At 58.6% G+C, this 19,466-nt stretch carries 20 protein-coding genes; 6 read left to right on the top strand and 14 right to left on the bottom strand.

The window, feature by feature from the left end; translation table 11 throughout:
- Window positions 1–14 precede the first annotated feature (14 nt).
- From GOW48_RS16185 to GOW48_RS16135, 11 genes are all read right to left on the bottom strand, one after another.
- Window positions 15–1,004 (bottom strand): nuclear transport factor 2 family protein, encoded by a 990-nt coding sequence (locus tag GOW48_RS16185; protein ID WP_170755249.1) that lies wholly within the window; start codon window positions 1,002–1,004, stop codon window positions 15–17.
- The gene (locus tag GOW48_RS16180; RefSeq protein ID WP_170755248.1) at window positions 1,001–2,044 is read right to left on the bottom strand and encodes a LacI family DNA-binding transcriptional regulator; all 1,044 of its coding nucleotides are present in this window, start codon (window positions 2,042–2,044) and stop codon (window positions 1,001–1,003) included. The genes GOW48_RS16185 and GOW48_RS16180 overlap by 4 nt, the downstream gene beginning before the upstream one ends.
- Complete coding sequence (locus tag GOW48_RS16175; protein WP_170755247.1) at window positions 2,037–2,792, bottom strand: hypothetical protein; 756 nt, start codon at window positions 2,790–2,792, stop codon at window positions 2,037–2,039. The genes GOW48_RS16180 and GOW48_RS16175 overlap by 8 nt, the downstream gene beginning before the upstream one ends.
- Entirely contained in the window at window positions 2,792–3,556 is a 765-nt protein-coding gene (locus GOW48_RS16170; protein ID WP_170755246.1) for an SDR family NAD(P)-dependent oxidoreductase, read from the bottom strand. The genes GOW48_RS16175 and GOW48_RS16170 overlap by 1 nt, the downstream gene beginning before the upstream one ends.
- Entirely contained in the window at window positions 3,556–4,608 is a 1,053-nt protein-coding gene (locus GOW48_RS16165; RefSeq protein ID WP_170755245.1) for an ester cyclase, read from the bottom strand. The genes GOW48_RS16170 and GOW48_RS16165 overlap by 1 nt, the downstream gene beginning before the upstream one ends.
- Complete coding sequence (gene hisD, locus GOW48_RS16160) at window positions 4,605–5,936, bottom strand: histidinol dehydrogenase (protein ID WP_170755244.1); 1,332 nt, start codon at window positions 5,934–5,936, stop codon at window positions 4,605–4,607. Before hisD ends, GOW48_RS16165 begins: the two co-directional genes overlap by 4 nt.
- 11 nt (window positions 5,937–5,947) lie before the next feature.
- The gene (locus GOW48_RS16155; protein ID WP_170755243.1) at window positions 5,948–6,478 is read right to left on the bottom strand and encodes an ester cyclase; all 531 of its coding nucleotides are present in this window, start codon (window positions 6,476–6,478) and stop codon (window positions 5,948–5,950) included.
- A 4-nt stretch (window positions 6,479–6,482) separates the two neighbouring features.
- A complete protein-coding gene (locus tag GOW48_RS16150; RefSeq protein WP_170755242.1) occupies window positions 6,483–7,637 on the bottom strand; it encodes a carbohydrate ABC transporter permease in 1,155 nt (384 codons plus the stop codon).
- Window position 7,638: 1 nt separating this feature from the next.
- The gene (locus GOW48_RS16145; RefSeq protein WP_170755241.1) at window positions 7,639–8,661 is read right to left on the bottom strand and encodes a carbohydrate ABC transporter permease; all 1,023 of its coding nucleotides are present in this window, start codon (window positions 8,659–8,661) and stop codon (window positions 7,639–7,641) included.
- A 67-nt stretch (window positions 8,662–8,728) separates the two neighbouring features.
- On the bottom strand, window positions 8,729–9,940 hold the full coding sequence (locus GOW48_RS16140; RefSeq protein WP_170356000.1) for an ABC transporter substrate-binding protein: 1,212 nt from the start codon (window positions 9,938–9,940) through the stop codon (window positions 8,729–8,731).
- Window positions 9,941–10,015: 75 nt separating this feature from the next.
- The gene (locus GOW48_RS16135) at window positions 10,016–11,062 is read right to left on the bottom strand and encodes an ABC transporter ATP-binding protein (protein WP_170355998.1); all 1,047 of its coding nucleotides are present in this window, start codon (window positions 11,060–11,062) and stop codon (window positions 10,016–10,018) included.
- A gap of 152 nt (window positions 11,063–11,214) precedes the next feature.
- On the opposite strand from GOW48_RS16135, the gene GOW48_RS16130 reads away from it, so the two are divergent.
- Together GOW48_RS16130 and GOW48_RS16125 are read left to right on the top strand one after the other, a co-directional pair.
- Window positions 11,215–12,228 (top strand): ester cyclase, encoded by a 1,014-nt coding sequence (locus GOW48_RS16130; protein WP_170755284.1) that lies wholly within the window; start codon window positions 11,215–11,217, stop codon window positions 12,226–12,228.
- On the top strand, window positions 12,225–13,106 hold the full coding sequence (locus tag GOW48_RS16125) for an amidohydrolase family protein (protein WP_170755240.1): 882 nt from the start codon (window positions 12,225–12,227) through the stop codon (window positions 13,104–13,106). Before GOW48_RS16130 ends, GOW48_RS16125 begins: the two co-directional genes overlap by 4 nt.
- A gap of 40 nt (window positions 13,107–13,146) precedes the next feature.
- On the opposite strand, the gene GOW48_RS16120 is transcribed toward GOW48_RS16125, so the two are convergent.
- Window positions 13,147–13,782, bottom strand: a complete 636-nt coding sequence (locus GOW48_RS16120; RefSeq protein ID WP_170755239.1) for a DUF1326 domain-containing protein — start codon at window positions 13,780–13,782, stop codon at window positions 13,147–13,149.
- Window positions 13,783–14,038: 256 nt separating this feature from the next.
- Between GOW48_RS16120 and GOW48_RS16115 the strand changes: the two genes are divergently transcribed.
- The 3 genes from GOW48_RS16115 to GOW48_RS16105 all read left to right on the top strand — a co-directional run bounded on the left by GOW48_RS16115 (window position 14,039) and on the right by GOW48_RS16105 (window position 16,139).
- Window positions 14,039–14,524 carry a PACE efflux transporter gene (locus GOW48_RS16115; protein ID WP_170755238.1) on the top strand — a complete coding sequence of 162 codons (486 nt, stop codon included), beginning with the start codon at window positions 14,039–14,041 and terminating at the stop codon, window positions 14,522–14,524.
- Window positions 14,525–14,657: 133 nt separating this feature from the next.
- The gene (locus GOW48_RS16110; protein ID WP_170755237.1) at window positions 14,658–15,347 is read left to right on the top strand and encodes an outer membrane protein; all 690 of its coding nucleotides are present in this window, start codon (window positions 14,658–14,660) and stop codon (window positions 15,345–15,347) included.
- Between the two features lie 69 nt (window positions 15,348–15,416).
- On the top strand, window positions 15,417–16,139 hold the full coding sequence (locus GOW48_RS16105; protein WP_170755236.1) for a glycosyltransferase family 25 protein: 723 nt from the start codon (window positions 15,417–15,419) through the stop codon (window positions 16,137–16,139).
- A gap of 44 nt (window positions 16,140–16,183) precedes the next feature.
- Here the strand turns inward: GOW48_RS16105 and GOW48_RS16100 are convergent, their stop codons facing one another.
- Window positions 16,184–16,834, bottom strand: a complete 651-nt coding sequence (locus tag GOW48_RS16100) for a peroxiredoxin (RefSeq protein ID WP_170355987.1) — start codon at window positions 16,832–16,834, stop codon at window positions 16,184–16,186.
- Window positions 16,835–17,042: 208 nt separating this feature from the next.
- On the opposite strand from GOW48_RS16100, the gene GOW48_RS16095 reads away from it, so the two are divergent.
- Window positions 17,043–18,482, top strand: coding sequence for an aldehyde dehydrogenase family protein (locus tag GOW48_RS16095; protein ID WP_170755235.1), 1,440 nt, complete (start codon window positions 17,043–17,045; stop codon window positions 18,480–18,482).
- 50 nt (window positions 18,483–18,532) lie between these two features.
- Here the strand turns inward: GOW48_RS16095 and GOW48_RS16090 are convergent, their stop codons facing one another.
- Window positions 18,533–19,375 (bottom strand): bifunctional helix-turn-helix domain-containing protein/methylated-DNA--[protein]-cysteine S-methyltransferase, encoded by an 843-nt coding sequence (locus tag GOW48_RS16090; protein WP_170755234.1) that lies wholly within the window; start codon window positions 19,373–19,375, stop codon window positions 18,533–18,535.
- Window positions 19,376–19,466: the final 91 nt, after the last annotated feature.

The following is a 19,466-nucleotide window of genomic DNA, read 5'->3' as shown; positions in this document are numbered from 1 at the left end:
GAGGCAGGTTGGCATCACAGGTCTCCGGTCGTCAGAAGAAGCTGCTTCCAGATCGCCGTTTCATCGAACAGGGTCCATTCGCGGCGCAGGCGGATATCGCCGCCGATCAGTTCGCCCCATTCGGCGTGGCTGATGCCCATCACAAAAAGGTCCGCCCCGGTGGGCACGCCAAACGCCCCCCAGCCATCATGTTTGCCATGCAAGCTCCAACGGATGGCCGAGCGGGGCGGCATGTTGGCATCCTCGCGCCCGATTTGGTGATGAATGGTAAAGGTCGCATTGGGCAGCGCGGCACGCAGAGACATCCAGAACCGGTCCACCGCGTCGCGCCCGTGGCCGGTGGCCCCACCGGGATATTCACTTTGCACGGCACGATCATAGTCGCGTTCAACCGCCCCCATATCCGCGCCCATCATCCGGGTCAGCAGGTCAGCATGGCGCTGGCCCCATTCGTTGTCATTCCCCCGCCCTTTGTACGGCCCGTCCAGATCATTGGCCGGGGTCAGAGGTTTGACGCATGCCTCGGCCCCGCCCTCACGCGCGATCAGGTCGCGGGCAAATTCCTTGGGCTCCCACCCCATCTGCCGGACGATCGCGCCATTGTCGCGGATCAGCCATTCATCGTCGATGGTATTGTTGCGGGCATGGCAGTCGGCCAGAATGCGATAGCGCAGCTTGGACCCGGTCGCCTTGCCGAACGCGCCATCGCCCAGATGCGTGGCGCTGGACATGATGCGGTGGCTCGACAGCATCCCATCCTCGGGCGTACCGGACCAGATCACATCCTCGCCCAGAAGGGTACGGTCGGGGAACTCGGCCAGTGTCGCCATGGTCGCGCCGATAACACCCTGATTGCCGGTCGAGACACTGCCCGGCATCCGCACCACGATATCCTTGCCGTAATACTCGTGCAGGGTCGCGATGCCGCGATCCTCCCAAATTTCTTTGGTGATGCCGATGATGTAGTCCGGGAAATCCCGGAATTTCGGATCAAAGCCTTTCATGTCTCAGTCCTTTGTGGTTCCCACCCCTTCGGCAACCGCGCGGAGGTCCGCACGATCAGCGGCCCGTCAATGGCCACTTTCCGCGGTTTGGCCGTGGCCGGGGTGTCGATATGGTCAAGCAATGCGGTGACGGTTTCAGCCACCATCAGATTGGCGCGCTGGCGGATGGTCGTCAGGTTATAGGCGGGCCACCCGGCGGGCGGCACGTCGTCATAACCAATGACCGAGACATCCTCGGGCACGCGCAGGCCCAGTTCAAAGCGGATCACGTCCATCACCGCCAAAGCCATGTGATCATTGGCCACAAACACCGCGTCGGGCCGTTTGCCGGGGGCAACATCAAACATCCGACGGGCGGCGGCGCGGGCGTTCTCAGTATGGAAATCTCCGACATCATGGGCGAACACATCCTGCCCGCCTTCAGCCAATGCCGCGCGGAACCCCGCCTCGCGGTCGCGCTGGGTCGAGGCGCCCTGCCAGCCCGCAACATAAGCAATGCGCTCATGCCCTCCGGCCAGCAGAAACTCGGCCACTTTGCGCCCGCCCGCATAGTTGTCCGAGGCCACTGTGGTGATCCCGTCAAGATCCTGCGTGCGGTTGAACAGCACCACCGGAACGCCGGCCTGCTGACAGCGCGTGGCGATATCCGACGACATTGGAACCGAGGCCAGAACGACCCCATCGACCTGATAATCCAGAATTTCATCCATCACGTCGTCAATATTCCCGGCCGAGCGTGAGGCCATGAAGATCAGCACGTGATAGCCCTGTTCCTGCAGCGCGTTGGAGAGCTTCTCAAGCGCCTCGGGATAGAAGTAATTCTCAAGATACCCCACCACCAAACCGATGATGCGGCTTTTGCCCGAGACCATGGCACGGGCCAGAACATTGGGCCTGTAACCCAGCTCAGCAGCTGCCTTGCGCACTTTGTCTTCGGTCTTTTTGCTGACCGAGGCACCGGGCGTGAAAACCCGGCTGACCGCTGACTGGCTGACACCGGCCAGTTGCGCAACCTGCAGGGATGTGACCTTTTCAGCCATCCGGTTTCTCTCTCAACAATGCAGCCAGCAATATCATCCCAGCATCTAGCCCCATCGTCGGCATACCACGCGGTACGGTCGGGTCGTGAATGCTCAGCCATGCATTGCCATCGTGGTATTGATTCAGGGATTGCAATGCTGCCATTGGGCCTTCGGCTTTTGCTATGTCCCGCAGACCGTCTATGGCATGGATCGGTGCCGTTTTTTCAAACTCACGACCGCGCTGTTCACGTTGCGCACGAAATTCGGAAACCATAGCCTGGCTTTCGTCCTGCTTGGACACACCTTCATGGTCCCAACGTTTTGCGTCACGCATGACGGGGGCAACCCGCTCGGTCCAACGAAAACCGCGCGAGATCGTAGGAACCGCAAAGGTCAAATCGCAACAGGCATCCATGACCCCACGCAGACTGTCCGGTACTTGAAAGTCACCCCGGGTGTCCGGCAGTTGGCTTCCGGGGCGCTCGCCCAGAAACTGAACAAATAGCTGATGCACCGTATCGGCATCGGGTTCGTTCAGTTTACCGATCCGTTGCTGCGCATCTTCCCGAACAGAGTCTTTGTCGATCTGTTTCAATCCGTATTCGTCCAAGATCGGGCCAAAACGCCCCCAAAAGTGATGCGGTTCTTCATTCGCCATCCCGGCAGAGGGTCGATAGATCATCGTTTTGCCTTCTTCGACGATAGCATCAAGGATCGCATCCCGTAGACGGCGTTGAATGCTGATATCCTTGTCGTCATAGCGCATCAGTCCGCCGTCCACCCCCCGTCAATCAACATCGAGGTGCCCGTCACCAGCGCCGAAGCGTCCGAGGCCAGATAGGTTACGGCACCCATGATATCTTCGACCTCTCCCACGCGATCCAGCTTGATCTTGTCCATGATCCACGCGGCGCGTTCGGGGTTATCAAACGTGGATTGTGTCAGTGGCGTGCGGATGAAGGTTGGGCAGACCGTGTTGATGCGGATGCGCTGTTTGCCCCATTCGATAGCCATCGCTTTGACCATGCCCTCAAGCCCGTGTTTGGTGGCGCAATAAAGCGCCCGGTCCACGCCGCCCACATGGCCCATCTGGCTTGAGATATGAATGATCGACCCCGGCCTGTCCGCCGCCAGCAGCGCCTTGGCCGCATAGGACGACAGGAAATAGGCCGAACGCAGATTGACGCTGGTAACTGCGTCGAAATCTTCAGGCGTGGTCTCGACAGCCGGGCTGTGGCGGGCGGTTCCGGCGGAATTGACGACCACGTCAAAAGTGCGGCCTTCGAACAGCTGTTTCAGCGCCTGCAAGTCGCCCTGATCCACCACCGCAGCCTCGGCCGACCAGCCCTGCGCCTGCAGCGCGGCGACGGTCTCAGCCAGCCGATCCACCCCGCGCGCAGCACAGACCACATGCGCCCCGGCCTCGGCAAGCGCCACGGCGCAGCCCTGACCGATACCCGACGAGGCGCCGGTAACCAGCGCGGTTTTACCGCTTAGCGAAAACGAAGGGGTGCGGGGCAGGTCAGTCATCAGCTCATTCCATCCGGTATTTCAATACGGCCCATATTTCGGGCCTTGTTGAATTCCCGCAGACGGGCGAACACGTCAACTCCCAGTTGGCGGTATGCGTCTAGAAGATCTACCAGAACCCAGTTTTCGCGGATCAGGCCATTCTCGAGCCGCCAGAAATCAAGGCTGCGCATGGTGATCCGCTGGCCCGAGGGCGCAATCCCCATCCAACCGTCATGGGTCACCGTCTGGATCATGTTCGGCCAGCCGGTGACGGCGGCGTATTCGCCATCGCCAAAGAAGTGATAGGTGATGTCATCCACATACTTCCCGCGATCCGGCATCCCGTTCAGGAACGGAATCTGGTGCCAGTTGCGAAACCCAGCATAGCCGCGCCCGGTTCCGATCCCGGCGGGGCCGTACCAGTTCATGCGGGGATGCCAGAACTTTTCCATCTCCATCACCTCCGGCCCACCTTCTGATGGGTGTTTCTTGAGGTGATCCAGCATGTCGATGATGTGCTGGCATGTCTGCTGACCTTTATCGGCATCATATGGCCCCGGCACCAGACCATCCTGCGTCGCGGGGCCCGGCACCTGCCATTCATGCCCAAGACTGGGGGCCATGGGCCAGGCGTTGGCCTGCATCATCACTTCGGGGATGTCCCACAGCGCCTGCATCTCGACGATCTTGCCGTCACGGAAGCGATAGAATTCATGGAACCGCATTGTCACCTGATGGCCGGTCGGCGGGATATCCAACCACGGCCCGGTGAAGGTACCGGTATAATAGCCGCCGCAACCGACCCAATCCGCACCGTGTTCATCCGGCCCGGCCATGACGATGTAGTCGCGCCGCTCCAAGTCAGGCCATGCGTCCAGCAGACCCTTAAAGGCAGTGTCGTAGAAGGCATCGCTGCCGGTGCTGTCGCCAAACGGATGGCACAACCGAAACAGGGCATCCGGAGCGCTGACCTTGGCCAGCGCCTGCCGCACACCCGTTTCGGTAAAGTCATACATAGCCGCCCTGACCTGCGCGATCAGGGCCTTGTGCTGTGTATGGGGGTCGCTCATTCGGCGGCGTCCCGATACGGGGCCGCCTCGCCATAAGGGACGTTAATCCCGCCATAGCGGCGGACGCGGACATTGCATTGCTCGGCATGGCCCACGAAGCCTTCCAGCATACACAGGCGCGAGCCATATTCGCCGATCAGCGTCGCCGCCTCATCAGTAAGAACCTTCTGGTAGCTGTGCGTTTTCAGGTACTTACCCACCCAAAGCCCGCCGGTATAGCGCCCGGCCTTTTTGGTGGGCAGTGTGTGGTTAGTGCCAATTACCTTGTCCCCATTCGACACATTGGTGCGCGGCCCAAGGAACAGCGCGCCGTAGCAGGTCATGTTCTCAAGGAACCAGTCATCGCGGTCGGTCATCACCTGCACATGCTCAGAGGCGATGTCATCGGCGACCTGCAGCATCTCATCATAGGTGTCACAAACGATCACCTCGCCATATTCTTCCCAGGACACTTTCGCGGTGTCGGCGGTTGGCAGTATACCCAGCAGGCGGTAGACCTCGGCCAGAGTATCTTCGGCCAACTTGCGCGAATTGGTCAGCAACACACAGGGGCTGTTATAGCCATGTTCGGCCTGACCCAGCAGGTCGGTGGCGCAAAGCTCTGCATCCGCTGCAGTCTCATCTGCGATCACCATGGTCTCGGTAGGACCTGCGAAGAGGTCAATCCCCACGCGGCCAAACAACTGGCGCTTGGCTTCGGCCACAAAGGCGTTGCCGGGACCGACCAACATGTGAACCGGGTCGATGGTTTCGGTCCCCAGCGCCATCGCGCCGATGGCCTGAATGCCGCCCATGACGTAAATCTCGTGCGCGCCGCCCAGATGCATGGCGGCGATCACTGCCGGGTTCGGTTTACCCTGAAACGGAGGTGTGCAGGCGATGATCCTTGGCACACCCGCCACGCTGGCTGTCGCCACCGACATATGAGCCGAAGCCACCATTGGGAACTTGCCGCCGGGCACATAGCAGCCAACCGATTGCACCGGGATGTTCTTGTGGCCGAGAATGACGCCGGGCAGGGTTTCAACCTCGATATCCAGCATCGAGTCCCGCTGCGCCTGCGCAAAGTTGCGCACCTGTTCCTGCGCGAATTTGATATCGTCCAGCTCACGCTCGGTCAGTTGGCCGATCAGCTCGTCGATCTGATCTGGCGACAGGCGAAACGAGGCGGGCGAGTAATTGTCGAACTTCTCGCTCAGCTCGCGCACGGCGGCGTCGCCACGGGTTTCGATGTCTTTCAGCGTGGCCTCGACCACGGCGCGGGTCTTGGCGTCATCCTCGGCCCGGTCAGCGTCGGATTTGCCGCGTTTGAGATACTCGATTGCCATAGTCCTGATCCTTACTTGTCGGGGCGGGGGGCGGTTTTCTCACCCCGGTCATAGGCTTCCCAGCCCTCGCCATTGAACAGATCGACCCCCAGCTGTGCGGCCACATGGGCGAAATCCACATTCACCCAGTTGTCGACGATCTTGCCATCGACCACTTTCCAGAAATCCATGTACCGGATTTCAACCCGCTTGCCGGTGGGGGCGATGCCCAGAAACTCGCCGGAATGCGTGGCCTCTTGCCGGCCAAAGGCGGCGGCCCATTCGCCCATGTAAAGACGAGCCTCATCGATGCAGGTCTTGTCGGAAAACGCGGCCTGGAAGGGGCGCTGCCAGTTGTCCTGAAACTCTTTCAAGCCGGTCTTGGTACCGCAGCCCTGATTGCCCAACCAGCGGAATCCTTGCGAGAAGAACTCGCCGATATCATCAATGCGGTGGTCATTTAGACCATCGACCATCGTCTCGATCACACGGCGCGTTTCATCCGTTTTGGACATGTCCGTATCACGGGTCAGAACGGCTTGTTCCGGGCGGGAACCCTTCATTTCTTTATCCTTTTACTGCGCCAGCGGTCAGGCCACTAACGATTTGGCGTTGGAAGATCATCACAAGGAAGAACAGCGGGGCGATGATCGACACCGCAGCGGCCACAGCGACCACCTGATCGGTCGTCGTTGTCTCGCGGTTGAACATGCCCGCAATGGCGGGGACCATCGTCTGGTTCTGTGCATCAAGCAGCAGCGAGGTCACAAGAAAGTCGTTATATGCCAGCAGGAAGCTGAACAGCCCGGTCGTGATCACCCCCGGCCACATCACCGGCATGATCACGCGGCGGAAAGCCTGAAAGTGGTTGCAGCCATCAACCCGTGCAGCCTCGTCCAGTTCGGCCGGAATATTCTGGAAGAACGAGCGCAGCATCCAGATCGTGAACGGCTGGTTGATCGCCACCAGCACCGCGATCACGGCGAAAGGCTTGCCATAGAGCGTCGGTGCATTTTCACCCAGAATAGGCGCCAGCCATTCGGCCGAGTTGATGAAGACCGGCAGATAGCCCGCAACCAGAACCGAATGGGGCAGCGCGCGGAAGATCAGCGCGATCAGCAGGATCCAGAAGGCCAGTGTCGAGCCCGACCGCGCCAGACCATAACCGGCCAGTGTGCCTACGGTCAGCGATACGGTCACAACCCCGGCGGTCACGATCAGCGAGTTCTTGAAGTTGTTGGAAAAGCCCCGATCGACCCAGACGGTTTTATAGTGTTCAGTAGTCATGCCCAGTACGTCGCGACCCAGGGGACCGAACAGCGGGTTCAGCACATTCAGAACCGCAGGCAAGACCACAAAGAACACCAGCAGGAAGGCGATCAGGGCGACAAGCACTCCGACCACCCAACCGAACCATTCCTGGCCCGGTGACGTGTATTCCTTGATCTTCGCGGGAAGCACTTTGGTCACGACCATGGCCGCGCCCCAGATCACCGCGATGCCAACGATGATATCCAGAACCGAAAGCCCGTTCCCTGTGGCCAGCGTCGCCGGGCCAAAGATCACGTTCAGCGCGTTGCTGTCATAGGCGTCAACGGGGGATTTGACGCTCATGATCGCGATCCAGACGATCGGGAAGGCGGCGACAAGACACCAGAACGCGAGGAAGATGTTCGAGGTCAGCCGCAGGCTGAGAGGTTGGCGAAGCGCGCGCGAGGACATATCAGTGGCCTCCTTTATGGTCGCGCCAAGTGCGGCGCAGCGGCAGGATCAGCAGAAGGACGATCCCGATCATGGTCAGCATCGCGCTGGCCGAGGCCCGGCTGATCGACCGGTTGCCCGCCTGATCCGGCACGAGGAAGTCGAAGGTCAGCCATTGCAGTGAGATGACGTAAGCCTGGCTGGAGAAACCGACGATCTCTTCGAACACCCGGTAGGCGTCCATCAGGTGGATCATCGACACGAAGATGATCAGCGGCATCAGATGCGGAATGACGATGTACTTCATGCGCTGCCAGCGGGTCGCTCCGTCGATCACGGCGCTTTCCAGACTGTCCTGATTGACGGTCTGAAGCCCGGCATAGAACACCACGGCCGCAAACGGGGCCACGTGCCAGACGCGGTAGAACATCATCAGAATTTCAATCGTCCACGCCTGCGCAAACAGAGCTATGTCGCGGTTCAGCCACCACTCCAGCAGCGCCGTCAGGATGCCGTCCCCACGGAACAGCCAGTTGATCGACAGCGCACCGATCACCGGCGTGATGATGAAGGGCAGCAGCGAGATAAAGATCACCGGCCCACGGATCGACCGCGCGGCGTTGTTGATCAAAACCGCGATGCCCAGCCCGAACCCGATGACCAGAGGCAGCGTGATCAGCGTGAACGTCAGAGTGAACCGCAGCGCCTTCCAGAAGTTGATGGTGGACAGGACCGACCAGTTGCCCTCGGTGATCGCGCGCCACGCGCGTTCAGGCTCCAGCACATTGCGATAGCTTTGCAGGCCGACATATTCGGTCTGGGTGATCACCTCGCCGTGTTCATCCAGCTTGGGCTGCGATTTCTGCTCGATCACGCAGGTTTGGGTCAGGAAGCCGGGGGTGCAGGTTTCGACCTCGACCGTCTCATAGACGGGTTGGGTGATGTAAAAGCTCTGTTTGAACACGCTGACCAACGGGAACGCGATAAAGAGAAGCATCATAAAGACAGAGGGGCCAACAAAGGCGGCAAATGTCCGGAAATTCATGGCTCTGCCTTTCTCATGGTTCTCAAGTGGGAAAAGAGGGAGGGCACGGGGCCCTCCCCAGAGAGGATCAGTTGCTGATCAGACCAGCCTCTTTCGCTGCGGTGATGTAATCCGCCTCGATATCGGCCAGCGCGGTCTGTGCGTCCTTGGCACCGGTCAGGTAATCGGCCAGACCATTGCCCAATGCGCTGTGAAGAACACCCATTGCGGCGCTGGCCGGGTAGGCCCCAGCACCGTTTTCCGCCGAAGCCGCAGCGCCAGCGGCCAGATCGCCGGGCTTATAGGCGGCGTTCAGCCAGACGGCGGTGTCATTGTTGGCGCTGACCATGTCACCGTCGATGCCTTCCATGACCAGACGGAAAGCAGCGTCGGCCTCTTCATCGCTCATGTTCGAGGCGAGAACGATGCCGTCCCACCAGATCGTGGTAGAGGGACGCTCGGACCCCATCGGGGCCGAGGCCATGGTGACTTTGCCAACCACTTGGCTTTCGGCCTCGTCATTCATGGCAGCTGCGCGGCTGGCCCACAGGTTCGCCATGGCGATCTTGCCCTGCTGGAACTGCTGCTGAACATAGGTGGAGTCGGACACGAGATATTCCGGATCCATGAACTCGGTCATGGCCTTCATCGTCTCAAGCGCTTTGACACCCTTTTCATTGTTGATCGAGGGCATGTTGCCTTCGCCGATGAACGTGCCGCCTTCGCCCATATACATGTTGACGAATTCCTGGGCCAGGTTCCAACCTGTCTTGAATGTACCGCCGATGGGGTATTCCATCACGCCGGCCTCTTTGATCTTGGCCGCCGCCGCCAGAACATCGTCATAGGTGGCGGGCTCTTCGATGCCCAGATCGGCCAGAACGTCATTGCGGTACATCAGGTGCTGCGCGTTCACCATCATAGCAATCGCCATCACCTTGCCATCTACCTTGATCAACTGGTTGGGCAGCAGGTCCTGACCGTATTTCGCAACCAGATCATCCAGCGGACGGATCGTGCCCGCGTTTAGCAGCGGGATCATGGTTTCATTCGCAACGCCGCCAATCTGATACAGTGACGGGTCGGCCGCAAAGGCTTCGGGCTGCTTCTCGCGGAATTCCTGATCCAGCGATGCGCTGAAATTGCCGCATTCGGCCATCGCATCGGTGACGGCTTTCCAGGCCTCAAACCCTGCCGAAAGCGATTTCAGCGGAACTTCATTTTCGTAAGAACAGGCCGCAGATGCACCGCTTGCCGCGATGGCCATGGCGCCTGCCATTAGGATCGTCTTGAGTTTCATGCGTTTCTCCCTGTCAGGATGGGTCCGTCGTCGACGTCCGGACCGCTGTTATGCCCGTATGGGCTGTTTTTGGGGTTAGCCCCCGATCCGCGCACCGCTTCCAGCTTCGAAAAGGTGACAGATTTCCGTTGGCACCGAGAACGAGACGTTGTCCCCAATCTCGGCGCGGAAAGATTTATCGGCCTTGACCGACACCAAAGCCCCGCCAACCCGGACCGAAATCATGGTCGCGTCGCCCAGCAATTCGAGCGTGTAAATCGGCGCGGTAATCTGGCCCGAGCCTTCGGCAAGGCTGGCATCCTCGGCCCGGAAGCCCAGCGTCATGGGGCCGTCCGGCGCGTCCACCGGTATCTCCACATGTTCCGCGCGGAACACCCCGCCCGCGACCTCACCCTCCATCAGGTTCATGGCCGGTGAGCCGATAAAGCTGGCCACAAAGGTATTCGCTGGTCGGTCATAGATTTCGGTCGGGCTGCCGACCTGCTGCACTACGCCCTGTTTCATCACCACAACGCGGTCAGCCAGTGTCATCGCCTCGATCTGGTCGTGGGTTACATAGATCGTCGTCACCGCCAGTTCGTGGCTGAGGTTCTTGATCTGCGCGCGGGTCGAAACCCGCAGCTTGGCATCAAGGTTCGACAGCGGCTCGTCCATCAGAAACACGTTGGGCTCGCGCACAATGGCGCGGGCCAGCGCCACACGCTGCCGCTGACCGCCCGACAGTTCGGCCGGTTTGCGATGCAGGAAATCGTCCAGTTCAACCATCGCGCTGGCACGGCGCACCTTGTCGTCATGGGTCGCTGGGTCGATGCCGCGCACCTTCAGCGGAAAGCGGATGTTTTCATAGACGTTCATGTTGGGATAAAGCGCATAGCTTTGGAACACCATCGCAACATCACGATCCTTGGGCTCCAGATCGTTGACGACCTTGCCGTCGATCAGAATCTCGCCCTCGGTCACATCCTCAAGCCCGGCGATCATCCGCATCGTGGTGGTCTTGCCGCAGCCCGACGGGCCTAACAGCACCAGAAACTCGCGATCTGCGATCGTCAGGTCAAAATTGTGGACCCCCACGAAGGTACCCCAGCGTTTGCCGACGTTGCGCAATTTGATTTCCGCCATGGTGCCCCCAACAAGGATTCGCTTTGCATACGTTTGCAAAACTGTAATTCGCATGTATCAAATCGAGCAAGACTTTTTTGCATACGTATGCAAAAATGAAGCTGAAACCCGACTCATCCCTGGCGGATGAACCTGATAAAACACTGAGAAACATGGTAAATTCCGAACACTTTCAGAAAGCAAAAAAATTAATCATTGCCTTTCACAAGAAGTTGGAAGGCGCAGGCAAGCATCAAATCACGCAGGTTCTGGGCCAATTTTGCGCACCAGATATGCTGTGGCGTGGCTTTCATCCATTCAATCAGCTTAGCGGTTCCGCGCAAGTAGGGGACCGATTCTGGCAGCCGCTCAAACACAGTTTAGCCCATCTTCAAATACGCGAGGACATTCTGTTTGCCGGACAGAACTCATTGCGGGACGAGGCCGATATCTGGGTCGTCTCAATGGGGCATCTTATGGGGTTGTTTGACCAACCGTGGTTGGGCATCCGCCCGACAGGCAAGCTGACTTTCCTACGATATTGTGCCTTTTATCGGATCGCCGAGGGGCAGATTGTCGAAACAGCTATGTATTTCGACATTCCGCATCTGATGGTGCAGGCCGGGCAGAACCCCTTCCCACCGCAGACCGCCATGCATGTGGTGCAGCCAGGTCCAAGAACGCATGACGGGCTGCTGATAGCTGAACAGCCCATCGAAGAGGGGCAGAAAACTCTGACCGTGATCAATGCGATGATTGCAGATCTGGGCCAATGGAACAGCGGGCTATCGCTTGAGGATGAACTGGCCCAAAGCTGGCACGACGACATGCTGTGGTGGGGCCCCGAAGGTATCGGCGCGACCTATACGATCGAACGCTATGCCAAGCAGCACTCCGGCCCGTTCCGCGCCGCTTTCACGAACCGTTCCAAGACCAATCATATTTGCCGACTGGCCGAGGGACATTACGGCGGCTTTTTTGGCTGGCCCAACTTTACGGCCATTCCAACCGGCGGTTTCATGGGGATGCCGGCCACCGGCCAGACCGGCGAATTTCGGGTGATCGATATTTATCGCCGTGATGGTGACAAATTGGCTGAGAACTGGATTTTCATTGACCTGCTGCATTTCTGGAAAGGGCAAGGCGTCGACATTCTGGAACGCAGCACAGGGATAGAAACGCCATGAAGATAGATGCGCATCACCACCTTTGGGACCTGTCCGCTGTGACATATCCGTGGCTGGTCGAAAAAGGTGTTGTTCGATTTTTTGGTGACCCCGCGTCTATCCAACGGGATTATCTGCTGCCAGAGTTCCGCGCGGATACCGAAGCCCAGGGCTTTGGCGCGTCGGTACATATCCAGGTAGGAGCAGCAGACCCGTGGGCCGAAGCGCGTTGGGTTCAATCCGTGGCCGACCAGTTTCCGGACTGGCCTCTGGTACAGGTGGCCTTCTGCGATCTGACGGCTGATGATCTGAGTGAACAACTCGATCGCCTTCAAACCTTGCCGTCCCTGCGCGGTGTTCGACAGATCATAGGCCGCGCGCCTGGCGAGGACGCAGTCACTGGCACCAATGCACTGCTAGAGGACCCCAAATTCCTATCCGGCCTTCAACAATTGGGGGCGCGTGGCCTGTCCTTTGACCTGCAACTTCTGCCCGAGTTGATGCAACAGACCGCTGCCGTTCTTGCCCAGTCCCCCGAGACGCAGGTGGCATTGTGCCATGCCGGATCACCGCATGATCGAACGGATGAAGGCTTGCGCCAGTGGTCCGATGCCATGACGTCGTTGTCCTGTTTGCCGCAGGTTTATTGCAAGCTGTCCGGTTTGGGGATGTTTGATCACAGCTGGAGCGCCAACAGCGTTTCGCCCATCATAAAGACCTGCCTGTCCCAATTCGGATCTGACCGCTGCATGTTCGGGTCGAATTTCCCGGTCGACAGCCTAAGCGCGACATATCAGGATACCGTATCCCGGCATGAGGCCATCGTCCCGGTCGCCAGTCATACCGATGTCTTTCACAACACGGCGAAACGCTTTTACCGCATTGAAGCAGCGCGTTAACGGCTCAGTGAAACAGGGGGCGGAAACGGTCAGAACGCCCCTAGTGGGCGACCCCCGACGGCCCGTGTTTCAACACATGCCACTGGCCAAAGCTATCCTTGAGGTCCAGCGTGATCGCAGCATTCGCCGTGGTCGAGGCGCTGCCGATCTCGGCGATGGTGAATTCGATCCCACCGGGAATATCAATGCGCACCCGGTGCTCTCCGCCACCATGCGGGGCCTGAATCGGGCGCCCGGTTGATCGCAACACGTCGCCTACTGTGACATTGGCCTTGCGCCCTTCGATGTCGATATCGAAGTCTATCGGCAGATACAGGGTATCATGCACGGTTTTGCACATGGCACGGAACACGAACCAATGGGTGGCCATTTCGTCGGTTTCTTCCCCGTGGAACACTTTCTCCAGCGCATTCCGCTGCGCGTCTGTCGCACCCGGATCAATGATCACCTGCATTTCCCCTCCGCCCTCGAAAATCGGGCCGGGCCAGGCATATATCAGTGCCGCCTTGGTGCCCGTCAGGTCGATCTCGCCGAAATGCCCTTTGGACACCTCGAGCACTTCGAACCCTCGGCAATTCCCATGGGTGGGTAGTTCTTCGAACTGGCAGGGACAGGCGTAACCGCAATTGCAGTTCCCGAATGCCGCGCCCTCAACGTACCAATCTGTAAGTGCCATCGTGACCCTCCTGAAGTGAAAGCCCTATACCTGTCTTCATCTGCCCCGACGCCGGTATCCTAGCACATTTAACCCAGAACTCCGAACCAAGGCGCCAATCATCTGAAACGCCTCAAAGGTCTGTGTCCAAGTTCACAGCCAACGAGATCTCAGCATGACAGTTTACCCAAGGGAAACAATTTCCTGCCGACCTACAAGACAGGTTCGGACAAAAGACCGAATTAGCAAGGTCATCATGTGTGTGAAGGGATGGGTCATGACACTGAGGACGTTCAAAGAACGCGTCATTCAAACCGGCAGTTTTGAGCTTATAGGCATTGCTTTTGTCTCACCGGTTTACGCTTATATCGCCGGATCTTCTATGGCGCATGGATTTGCGTTGATCACACTGCTGTCCATCGTCATTCTGATATGGTCTCCGGTCTTCAACACCTTGTTCGACCTGCTGGAAAGGAACCAAACCTGCCGTTTGGCCTGCGCCCGGCCGCACCGGATGCGAATTATTCACGCCGTTCTGCACGAGGTCACAGCGGTGATCATCACGTGCCCGTTGATGATGTATGTCGGAGGGCATTCGTTAAAAACCGCGCTGGCCTTCAACCTCGGCCTGACGATCACATACTCCGTCTATACCTATGTATTTCACATCGTTTATGACCGACTGCGGCCCGTTCAACCTGTACGCGCAATTCAGGATGCAGTAATGCAACCGGTGGAATTGTCAGCCCCGCAAAACGTATGACAACACGGGTTGCGATTATTCGCTCACACAGCCCCAAATACCTGTGAATCGAAGTGAAGCCTTCATGCCTTCCTATTGCCGAAGCGTTCGCCCACATGTGCGCTCATAACCATTTGGAACAAAGGACATGGACATGGTTAAGCGTATTCTTCTCGCCTCGGCGGCACTGACGATCAGCGCATCGGCATTGTCGGCACAGAGTCTGGCAGACGGCCTGTATATTCAGGGCTTCGCTGGTTACAGCCAGCTGCAGGACAGCGACTTCAGCGGCACCGTCAATGGCGGCCCAGAAAATGTCGACACCGATTTCGACGGTGGTTTCGGCCTGGGTGTGGCCGTTGGCAAAGAGATCCCGCAATGGAGCAACGACACCATTGGTACCCGGATCGAACTGGAACTGTCTTATCGTGACAACGATGTGGACGGTGTGAACTTTTCCGGAAACGGCCCGGCCGCCGAAGGCAACGTTTCGGGCGATGTGACCCAGACTTCTTTGTTTGCGAACGTTCTGGTCGACTTCAAGCAGGCCGGGGCCTTCACCCCTTACGTAGGCCTGGGCCTGGGTGCGACCTATACCGACCTGGATTTCGCCTATGGTCCGGGTGTCGAACTGGACGACAGCGACACGACCTTTGCAGCCCAGATCATCGCAGGTGTATCTTATGACGTCAGCGCCAACACCTCTCTGACGCTGGATACCCGCTATTCGCGCGCCTTTGACGTTTCGTCTGATCGTCTGGCCCCGAACGGAGCGCTGACCGGAACTGTCGAAGACGATATCGACGCGTTTAGCGTAAATTTCGGTGTCCGCCAGCAGTTCTGATAGCATAGGGGAAGAGTTTCTCTCCGGTTTCTCTTCCCCCGCGTGTTCCTGTGCTCTATGCACGGGGGCATGCGTTCATTTATCATTCATATGTCCTCCAGCACCGCCCGGCAGAAGAACGCTGCAAAGCTGTGCCAGGATCTGCCAAATGGCGAGTTAATCGAGGCCGTGGATGGTCGCGATCCGCAACAAATAAACGATGTCCAACTATTTCCGGGTAATCTGCACCGCCCCGAATACCCGTTTAAATTGCGCCCGGCCGAGATCGGAGTGTTTCAAAGCCATCGGCGAATTTGGCAAAAAATGGTCGATGAAAAGATTGATCTGGCCATCACCACCGAAGACGACCTGCGCATCGACCCAGAACGCATGAAGCAGGCCCTTGAGCTGATCAAGCCGATTGCCACTCCGGATCACTACATACGTATCCCTGTCAAACAGCGTGAAACCGCTGCGGAGGTGCTGGCAAGACGAAAGGATTTGAGGCTTATTTTGCCCAAAGTCATTGGCTTGCAATGCGTCTGCCAACTGGTCGGGCGTCGGGCTGCGGAACGTTTGCTTGCGGTGACAAATCGAATCGACCGCCCGATAGATACGTTCCTGCAGATGCATTGGCTTACCGGACAACCGATCCATTCTTTGCAAGGCAGCGGCAATCAGGAAGTCGCGGGCGAGATTGGCGGCTCGACTATTCAATTCCGACCCCCGGTCAGCGACAAGCTGACACGCGAGTTCAAACGCGCGGCATACAGGGCAAAACTGATGCAACACCCTCAGCGGGTTAACGCCTAACACGCGCAGTTAAAAAAGCGGGGCTTTACGCCCCGCTCTGTGTATTAGCTTGGCGCTTTGGTTTTGCGCAGATAGGGAAAGATCGTTTCGAACTCGCCGAATTTCTCTTTGGCTTCTTCGTTGGAAACTGCAGGCGGGATAATCACGTCCTCGCCCGGTACCCAGTTGGCCGGGGTTGCAACGCCCTTGCTGCTCATTTGCAGACCGTCCAGCGCACGCAGGATTTCCGCAAAGTTGCGGCCCACTGTCATCGGATAGGTCATCGACAGCTTCAATTGCTTGTCGGGGCCAATGATAAAGACAGAGCGCACCGTGGCGCTGTCTGCAGGGGTACGGCCGTCGGGCAAATACGCTTCGGCGGGCAGCATGTCAAAGGCTTTTGAAACCGCAAGCCCGTCATCAGCGATGATAGGGAAACCGGGATTGGCGTTGCCGTAAGCCTCGATGTCCTTTTTCCACTTCTTGTGGTCCTCTACGCCGTCGACCGAGACGCCAAGAACCTTGGTGTTTCGCGCCGCCCATTCGTCATTCAACTGCGCAACGGCGGAAAACTCGGTGGTGCAGACAGGGGTAAAATCCTTTGGGTGCGAGAACAGAATCGCCCAGCTATCGCCAATCCAGTCATGAAACTGAATGGTGCCCTGATCCGTTTCTGCGGTGAAATTCGGGACGGTGTCATTGATACGCAAACCCATGGGGCCTCTCCTTCTGATACTGGTAAGCCTGATGAGAACTTAATCAATTTGCCCATAAGTTAAACTGCTGTTTCCAGATCGAGTTTAAATTCACGCATTTCGATTTGAAGCCCACACGGAATTGTCCCTTGCCCGGCGTCTACCATGGTGACAAGGTTGCGGCGAAAAACCGACCAACCGGTCGGGTCAACTACGAAAGGGTTGCAGCATGATCGAAAAGCGTAACTTCTACATCAATGGCGAATGGACAAGTCCTGCAGCGACCAATGATTTCGAAGTCATCAACCCCTCGACCGAAGAGCCCTGTGCGGTCATTTCCCTTGGATCACAACCGGATACCGACGCTGCTGTAGCGGCGGCAAAGGCGGCCCTCCCGGGCTGGATGGGAACCCCGGTAGAAGACCGCATCGCTCTGGTCGAGAAACTGGTCGAGGTCTACGCATCACGTTCAGAAGACCTTGCGCAGGCGATGTCTATGGAAATGGGCGCGCCAATCGACATGGCCCGTACGCAGCAATCAGGCGCAGGGGTTTACCATCTTAAGAACTTTATCCGCGCCGCAAAGGCATTCCAATTTGAACGCCCGCTGGGCGATCATGCGCCCAATGACCGGATCATCTACGAGGCGGTGGGTGTTGCCGCATTGATCACGCCATGGAACTGGCCGATGAACCAGATTACCCTGAAAGTTGGCGCAGCGGCGATTGCAGGCTGTACGATGGTGCTGAAGCCGTCCGAGCAAAGCCCCCTGAACGCGATGATCTTCGCCGAGATGATGGACGCGGCAGGCTTTCCTGCAGGCGTGTTCAATCTGGTGAACGGTGATGGTGTGGGCGTGGGGTCTCAGCTGTCGGCGCACCCGGACGTGGATATGATCAGCTTTACAGGTTCGACCCGCGCGGGAACTGCGATTTCCAAGAATGCAGCAGATACACTGAAGAAAGTGCATCTGGAACTAGGCGGCAAAGGCGCAAACGTTGTCTTTGCGGACGCCGATGAAAAAGCGGTCAAACGTGGCGTTTTGCACATGATGAACAACACCGGCCAAAGTTGTAATGCGCCAAGCCGTATGTTGGTTCAGCGCCCGATCTATGACCAAGCGGTTGAAACCGCAGCCGAGGTGGCCGCCAAAGTCGCCGTCGGTCCCGCGCTGGAAGAAGGTCGCCATATCGGCCCCGTAGTGAACGGACTGCAGTGGACTAAGATACAAGACCTGATCCAGAAGGGCATCGACGAAGGCGCTCGTTTGGTTGCCGGTGGCACCGGACGGCCCGAGGGTCTGAACAAGGGCTACTACGTGCGCCCCACCGTCTTTGCCGACGCCACCAACCAGATGACCATCGCGCGAGAGGAAATCTTTGGCCCGGTCCTGACCATGATCCCCTTCGACACCGAAGAAGAGGCCGTCGAGATTGCCAATGACACGCCTTATGGCCTGACCAACTATGTCCAGACACAGGACGGTGACCGCGCCAACCGCATGGCCCGCGTGCTGCGATCCGGCATGGTTGAGATGAACGGCCAGTCGCGCAGTGCTGGGTCTCCGTTTGGCGGGATGAAGCAATCCGGCAACGGGCGCGAAGGCGGCGTTTGGGGGCTGGAGGATTTCCTTGAGGTCAAAGCCGTCGGCGGCTGGGCCGCCGAGTAAGCATCCCTAGTGATCCAATAGTGAGGCACCTTGCGGTGCCTCGCTCTGTTTCAGGCATCCGCCTGCGCGGCTTCATAGGCCAGCATCGCACGTTTGACGGGCAGACCCCAGTGATAACCGCCCAGGCCGCCCGATTTGCGCAACGCCCGGTGACAGGGGATCAGCCAGCTGACCGGGTTGCGCCCAACCGCCGTGCCCACGGCCCGCACCGCCTGTGGTGACCCCACCCGCTGCGCGATCTCGGAATAGGTCGTGACCTGCCCCGAAGGGATATGCATCAGCGCTTCCCACACTTTGATCTGCAGGGGCGAGCCGATCAGGTGCAGCGGCGTCACCGCGCGATCGGCACCAAATGACGCCTGGACCCAGGGGCGCAGTTTTTCGGCACTCTCGACATAGCGGGCTTTGGGCCAGCGCGAGGTCATATCCTCCATCGCCGCCGCTTCGCCGGTTTCCGCGCCAAAGGCCATGCCGCAGATGCCCTTGTCGGTGCCCATCACCAAAGTCGGGCCAAAGGGGCAGTCGAACCAGCCCCAGCAAATCGTCAGGCCATCGCCTTTGCGGGCATATTCGCCGGGGCTCATGGATTCCCATTTCAGGAACAGATCGTGCAGGCGACCGGACCCGGACAGCCCCACGTTATGCGCCGTCTCCAACGTGGTGAACCGCTCGCGCAGCAGCGCCTTGGCGTGGCCCAGCGTCAGATATTGCTGATAGCGTTTCGGCGATACCCCGGTCCAGCGCGAGAACAGGCGCTGAAAATGGGCCGGGCTCATGTCCATCTGGCGGGCCAGCTCGTCCAGCGACAGGGATTCGCCGCCCTGATCAATCAACTCGATCGCGCGGCGCATGACGTTGTAATGGTATCCGCTTTCCGGTGTCTGGACGTTCATATCTCACCTCATCTTCTGTCCCCGACCATATCCCGCCACGCTCATCCCCGCGACCCGAAACCTGCGCATTGGCTTTGGGCTTGTGTCACAG

Source organism: Ruegeria lacuscaerulensis (assembly GCF_013033355.1).
In the GTDB taxonomy this organism is placed as follows: Bacteria; Pseudomonadota; Alphaproteobacteria; order Rhodobacterales; family Rhodobacteraceae; genus Ruegeria; species Ruegeria lacuscaerulensis_A.
The sequence above is the reverse complement of the archived record's forward strand: the minus strand, read 5'-3'. Positions and strand labels throughout refer to the sequence as shown.

Excerpts from the sequence above, each read along its gene's own strand:
- GOW48_RS16185 (WP_170755249.1), bottom strand. The coding sequence starts at position 1,004 with ATGAAAGGCTTTGATCCGAAATTCCGGGATTTCCCGGACTACATCATC.
- GOW48_RS16180 (WP_170755248.1), bottom strand. The coding sequence starts at position 2,044 with ATGGCTGAAAAGGTCACATCCCTGCAGGTTGCGCAACTGGCCGGTGTC.
- GOW48_RS16175 (WP_170755247.1), bottom strand. The coding sequence starts at position 2,792 with ATGCGCTATGACGACAAGGATATCAGCATTCAACGCCGTCTACGGGAT.
- GOW48_RS16170 (WP_170755246.1), bottom strand. The coding sequence starts at position 3,556 with ATGACTGACCTGCCCCGCACCCCTTCGTTTTCGCTAAGCGGTAAAACC.
- GOW48_RS16165 (WP_170755245.1), bottom strand. The coding sequence starts at position 4,608 with ATGAGCGACCCCCATACACAGCACAAGGCCCTGATCGCGCAGGTCAGG.
- hisD (WP_170755244.1), bottom strand. The coding sequence starts at position 5,936 with ATGGCAATCGAGTATCTCAAACGCGGCAAATCCGACGCTGACCGGGCC.
- GOW48_RS16155 (WP_170755243.1), bottom strand. The coding sequence starts at position 6,478 with ATGAAGGGTTCCCGCCCGGAACAAGCCGTTCTGACCCGTGATACGGAC.
- GOW48_RS16150 (WP_170755242.1), bottom strand. The coding sequence starts at position 7,637 with ATGTCCTCGCGCGCGCTTCGCCAACCTCTCAGCCTGCGGCTGACCTCG.
- GOW48_RS16145 (WP_170755241.1), bottom strand. The coding sequence starts at position 8,661 with ATGAATTTCCGGACATTTGCCGCCTTTGTTGGCCCCTCTGTCTTTATG.
- GOW48_RS16140 (WP_170356000.1), bottom strand. The coding sequence starts at position 9,940 with ATGAAACTCAAGACGATCCTAATGGCAGGCGCCATGGCCATCGCGGCA.
- GOW48_RS16135 (WP_170355998.1), bottom strand. The coding sequence starts at position 11,062 with ATGGCGGAAATCAAATTGCGCAACGTCGGCAAACGCTGGGGTACCTTC.
- GOW48_RS16130 (WP_170755284.1), top strand. The coding sequence starts at position 11,215 with ATGGTAAATTCCGAACACTTTCAGAAAGCAAAAAAATTAATCATTGCC.
- GOW48_RS16125 (WP_170755240.1), top strand. The coding sequence starts at position 12,225 with ATGAAGATAGATGCGCATCACCACCTTTGGGACCTGTCCGCTGTGACA.
- GOW48_RS16120 (WP_170755239.1), bottom strand. The coding sequence starts at position 13,782 with ATGGCACTTACAGATTGGTACGTTGAGGGCGCGGCATTCGGGAACTGC.
- GOW48_RS16115 (WP_170755238.1), top strand. The coding sequence starts at position 14,039 with ATGACACTGAGGACGTTCAAAGAACGCGTCATTCAAACCGGCAGTTTT.
- GOW48_RS16110 (WP_170755237.1), top strand. The coding sequence starts at position 14,658 with ATGGTTAAGCGTATTCTTCTCGCCTCGGCGGCACTGACGATCAGCGCA.
- GOW48_RS16105 (WP_170755236.1), top strand. The coding sequence starts at position 15,417 with ATGCGTTCATTTATCATTCATATGTCCTCCAGCACCGCCCGGCAGAAG.
- GOW48_RS16100 (WP_170355987.1), bottom strand. The coding sequence starts at position 16,834 with ATGGGTTTGCGTATCAATGACACCGTCCCGAATTTCACCGCAGAAACG.
- GOW48_RS16095 (WP_170755235.1), top strand. The coding sequence starts at position 17,043 with ATGATCGAAAAGCGTAACTTCTACATCAATGGCGAATGGACAAGTCCT.
- GOW48_RS16090 (WP_170755234.1), bottom strand. The coding sequence starts at position 19,375 with ATGAACGTCCAGACACCGGAAAGCGGATACCATTACAACGTCATGCGC.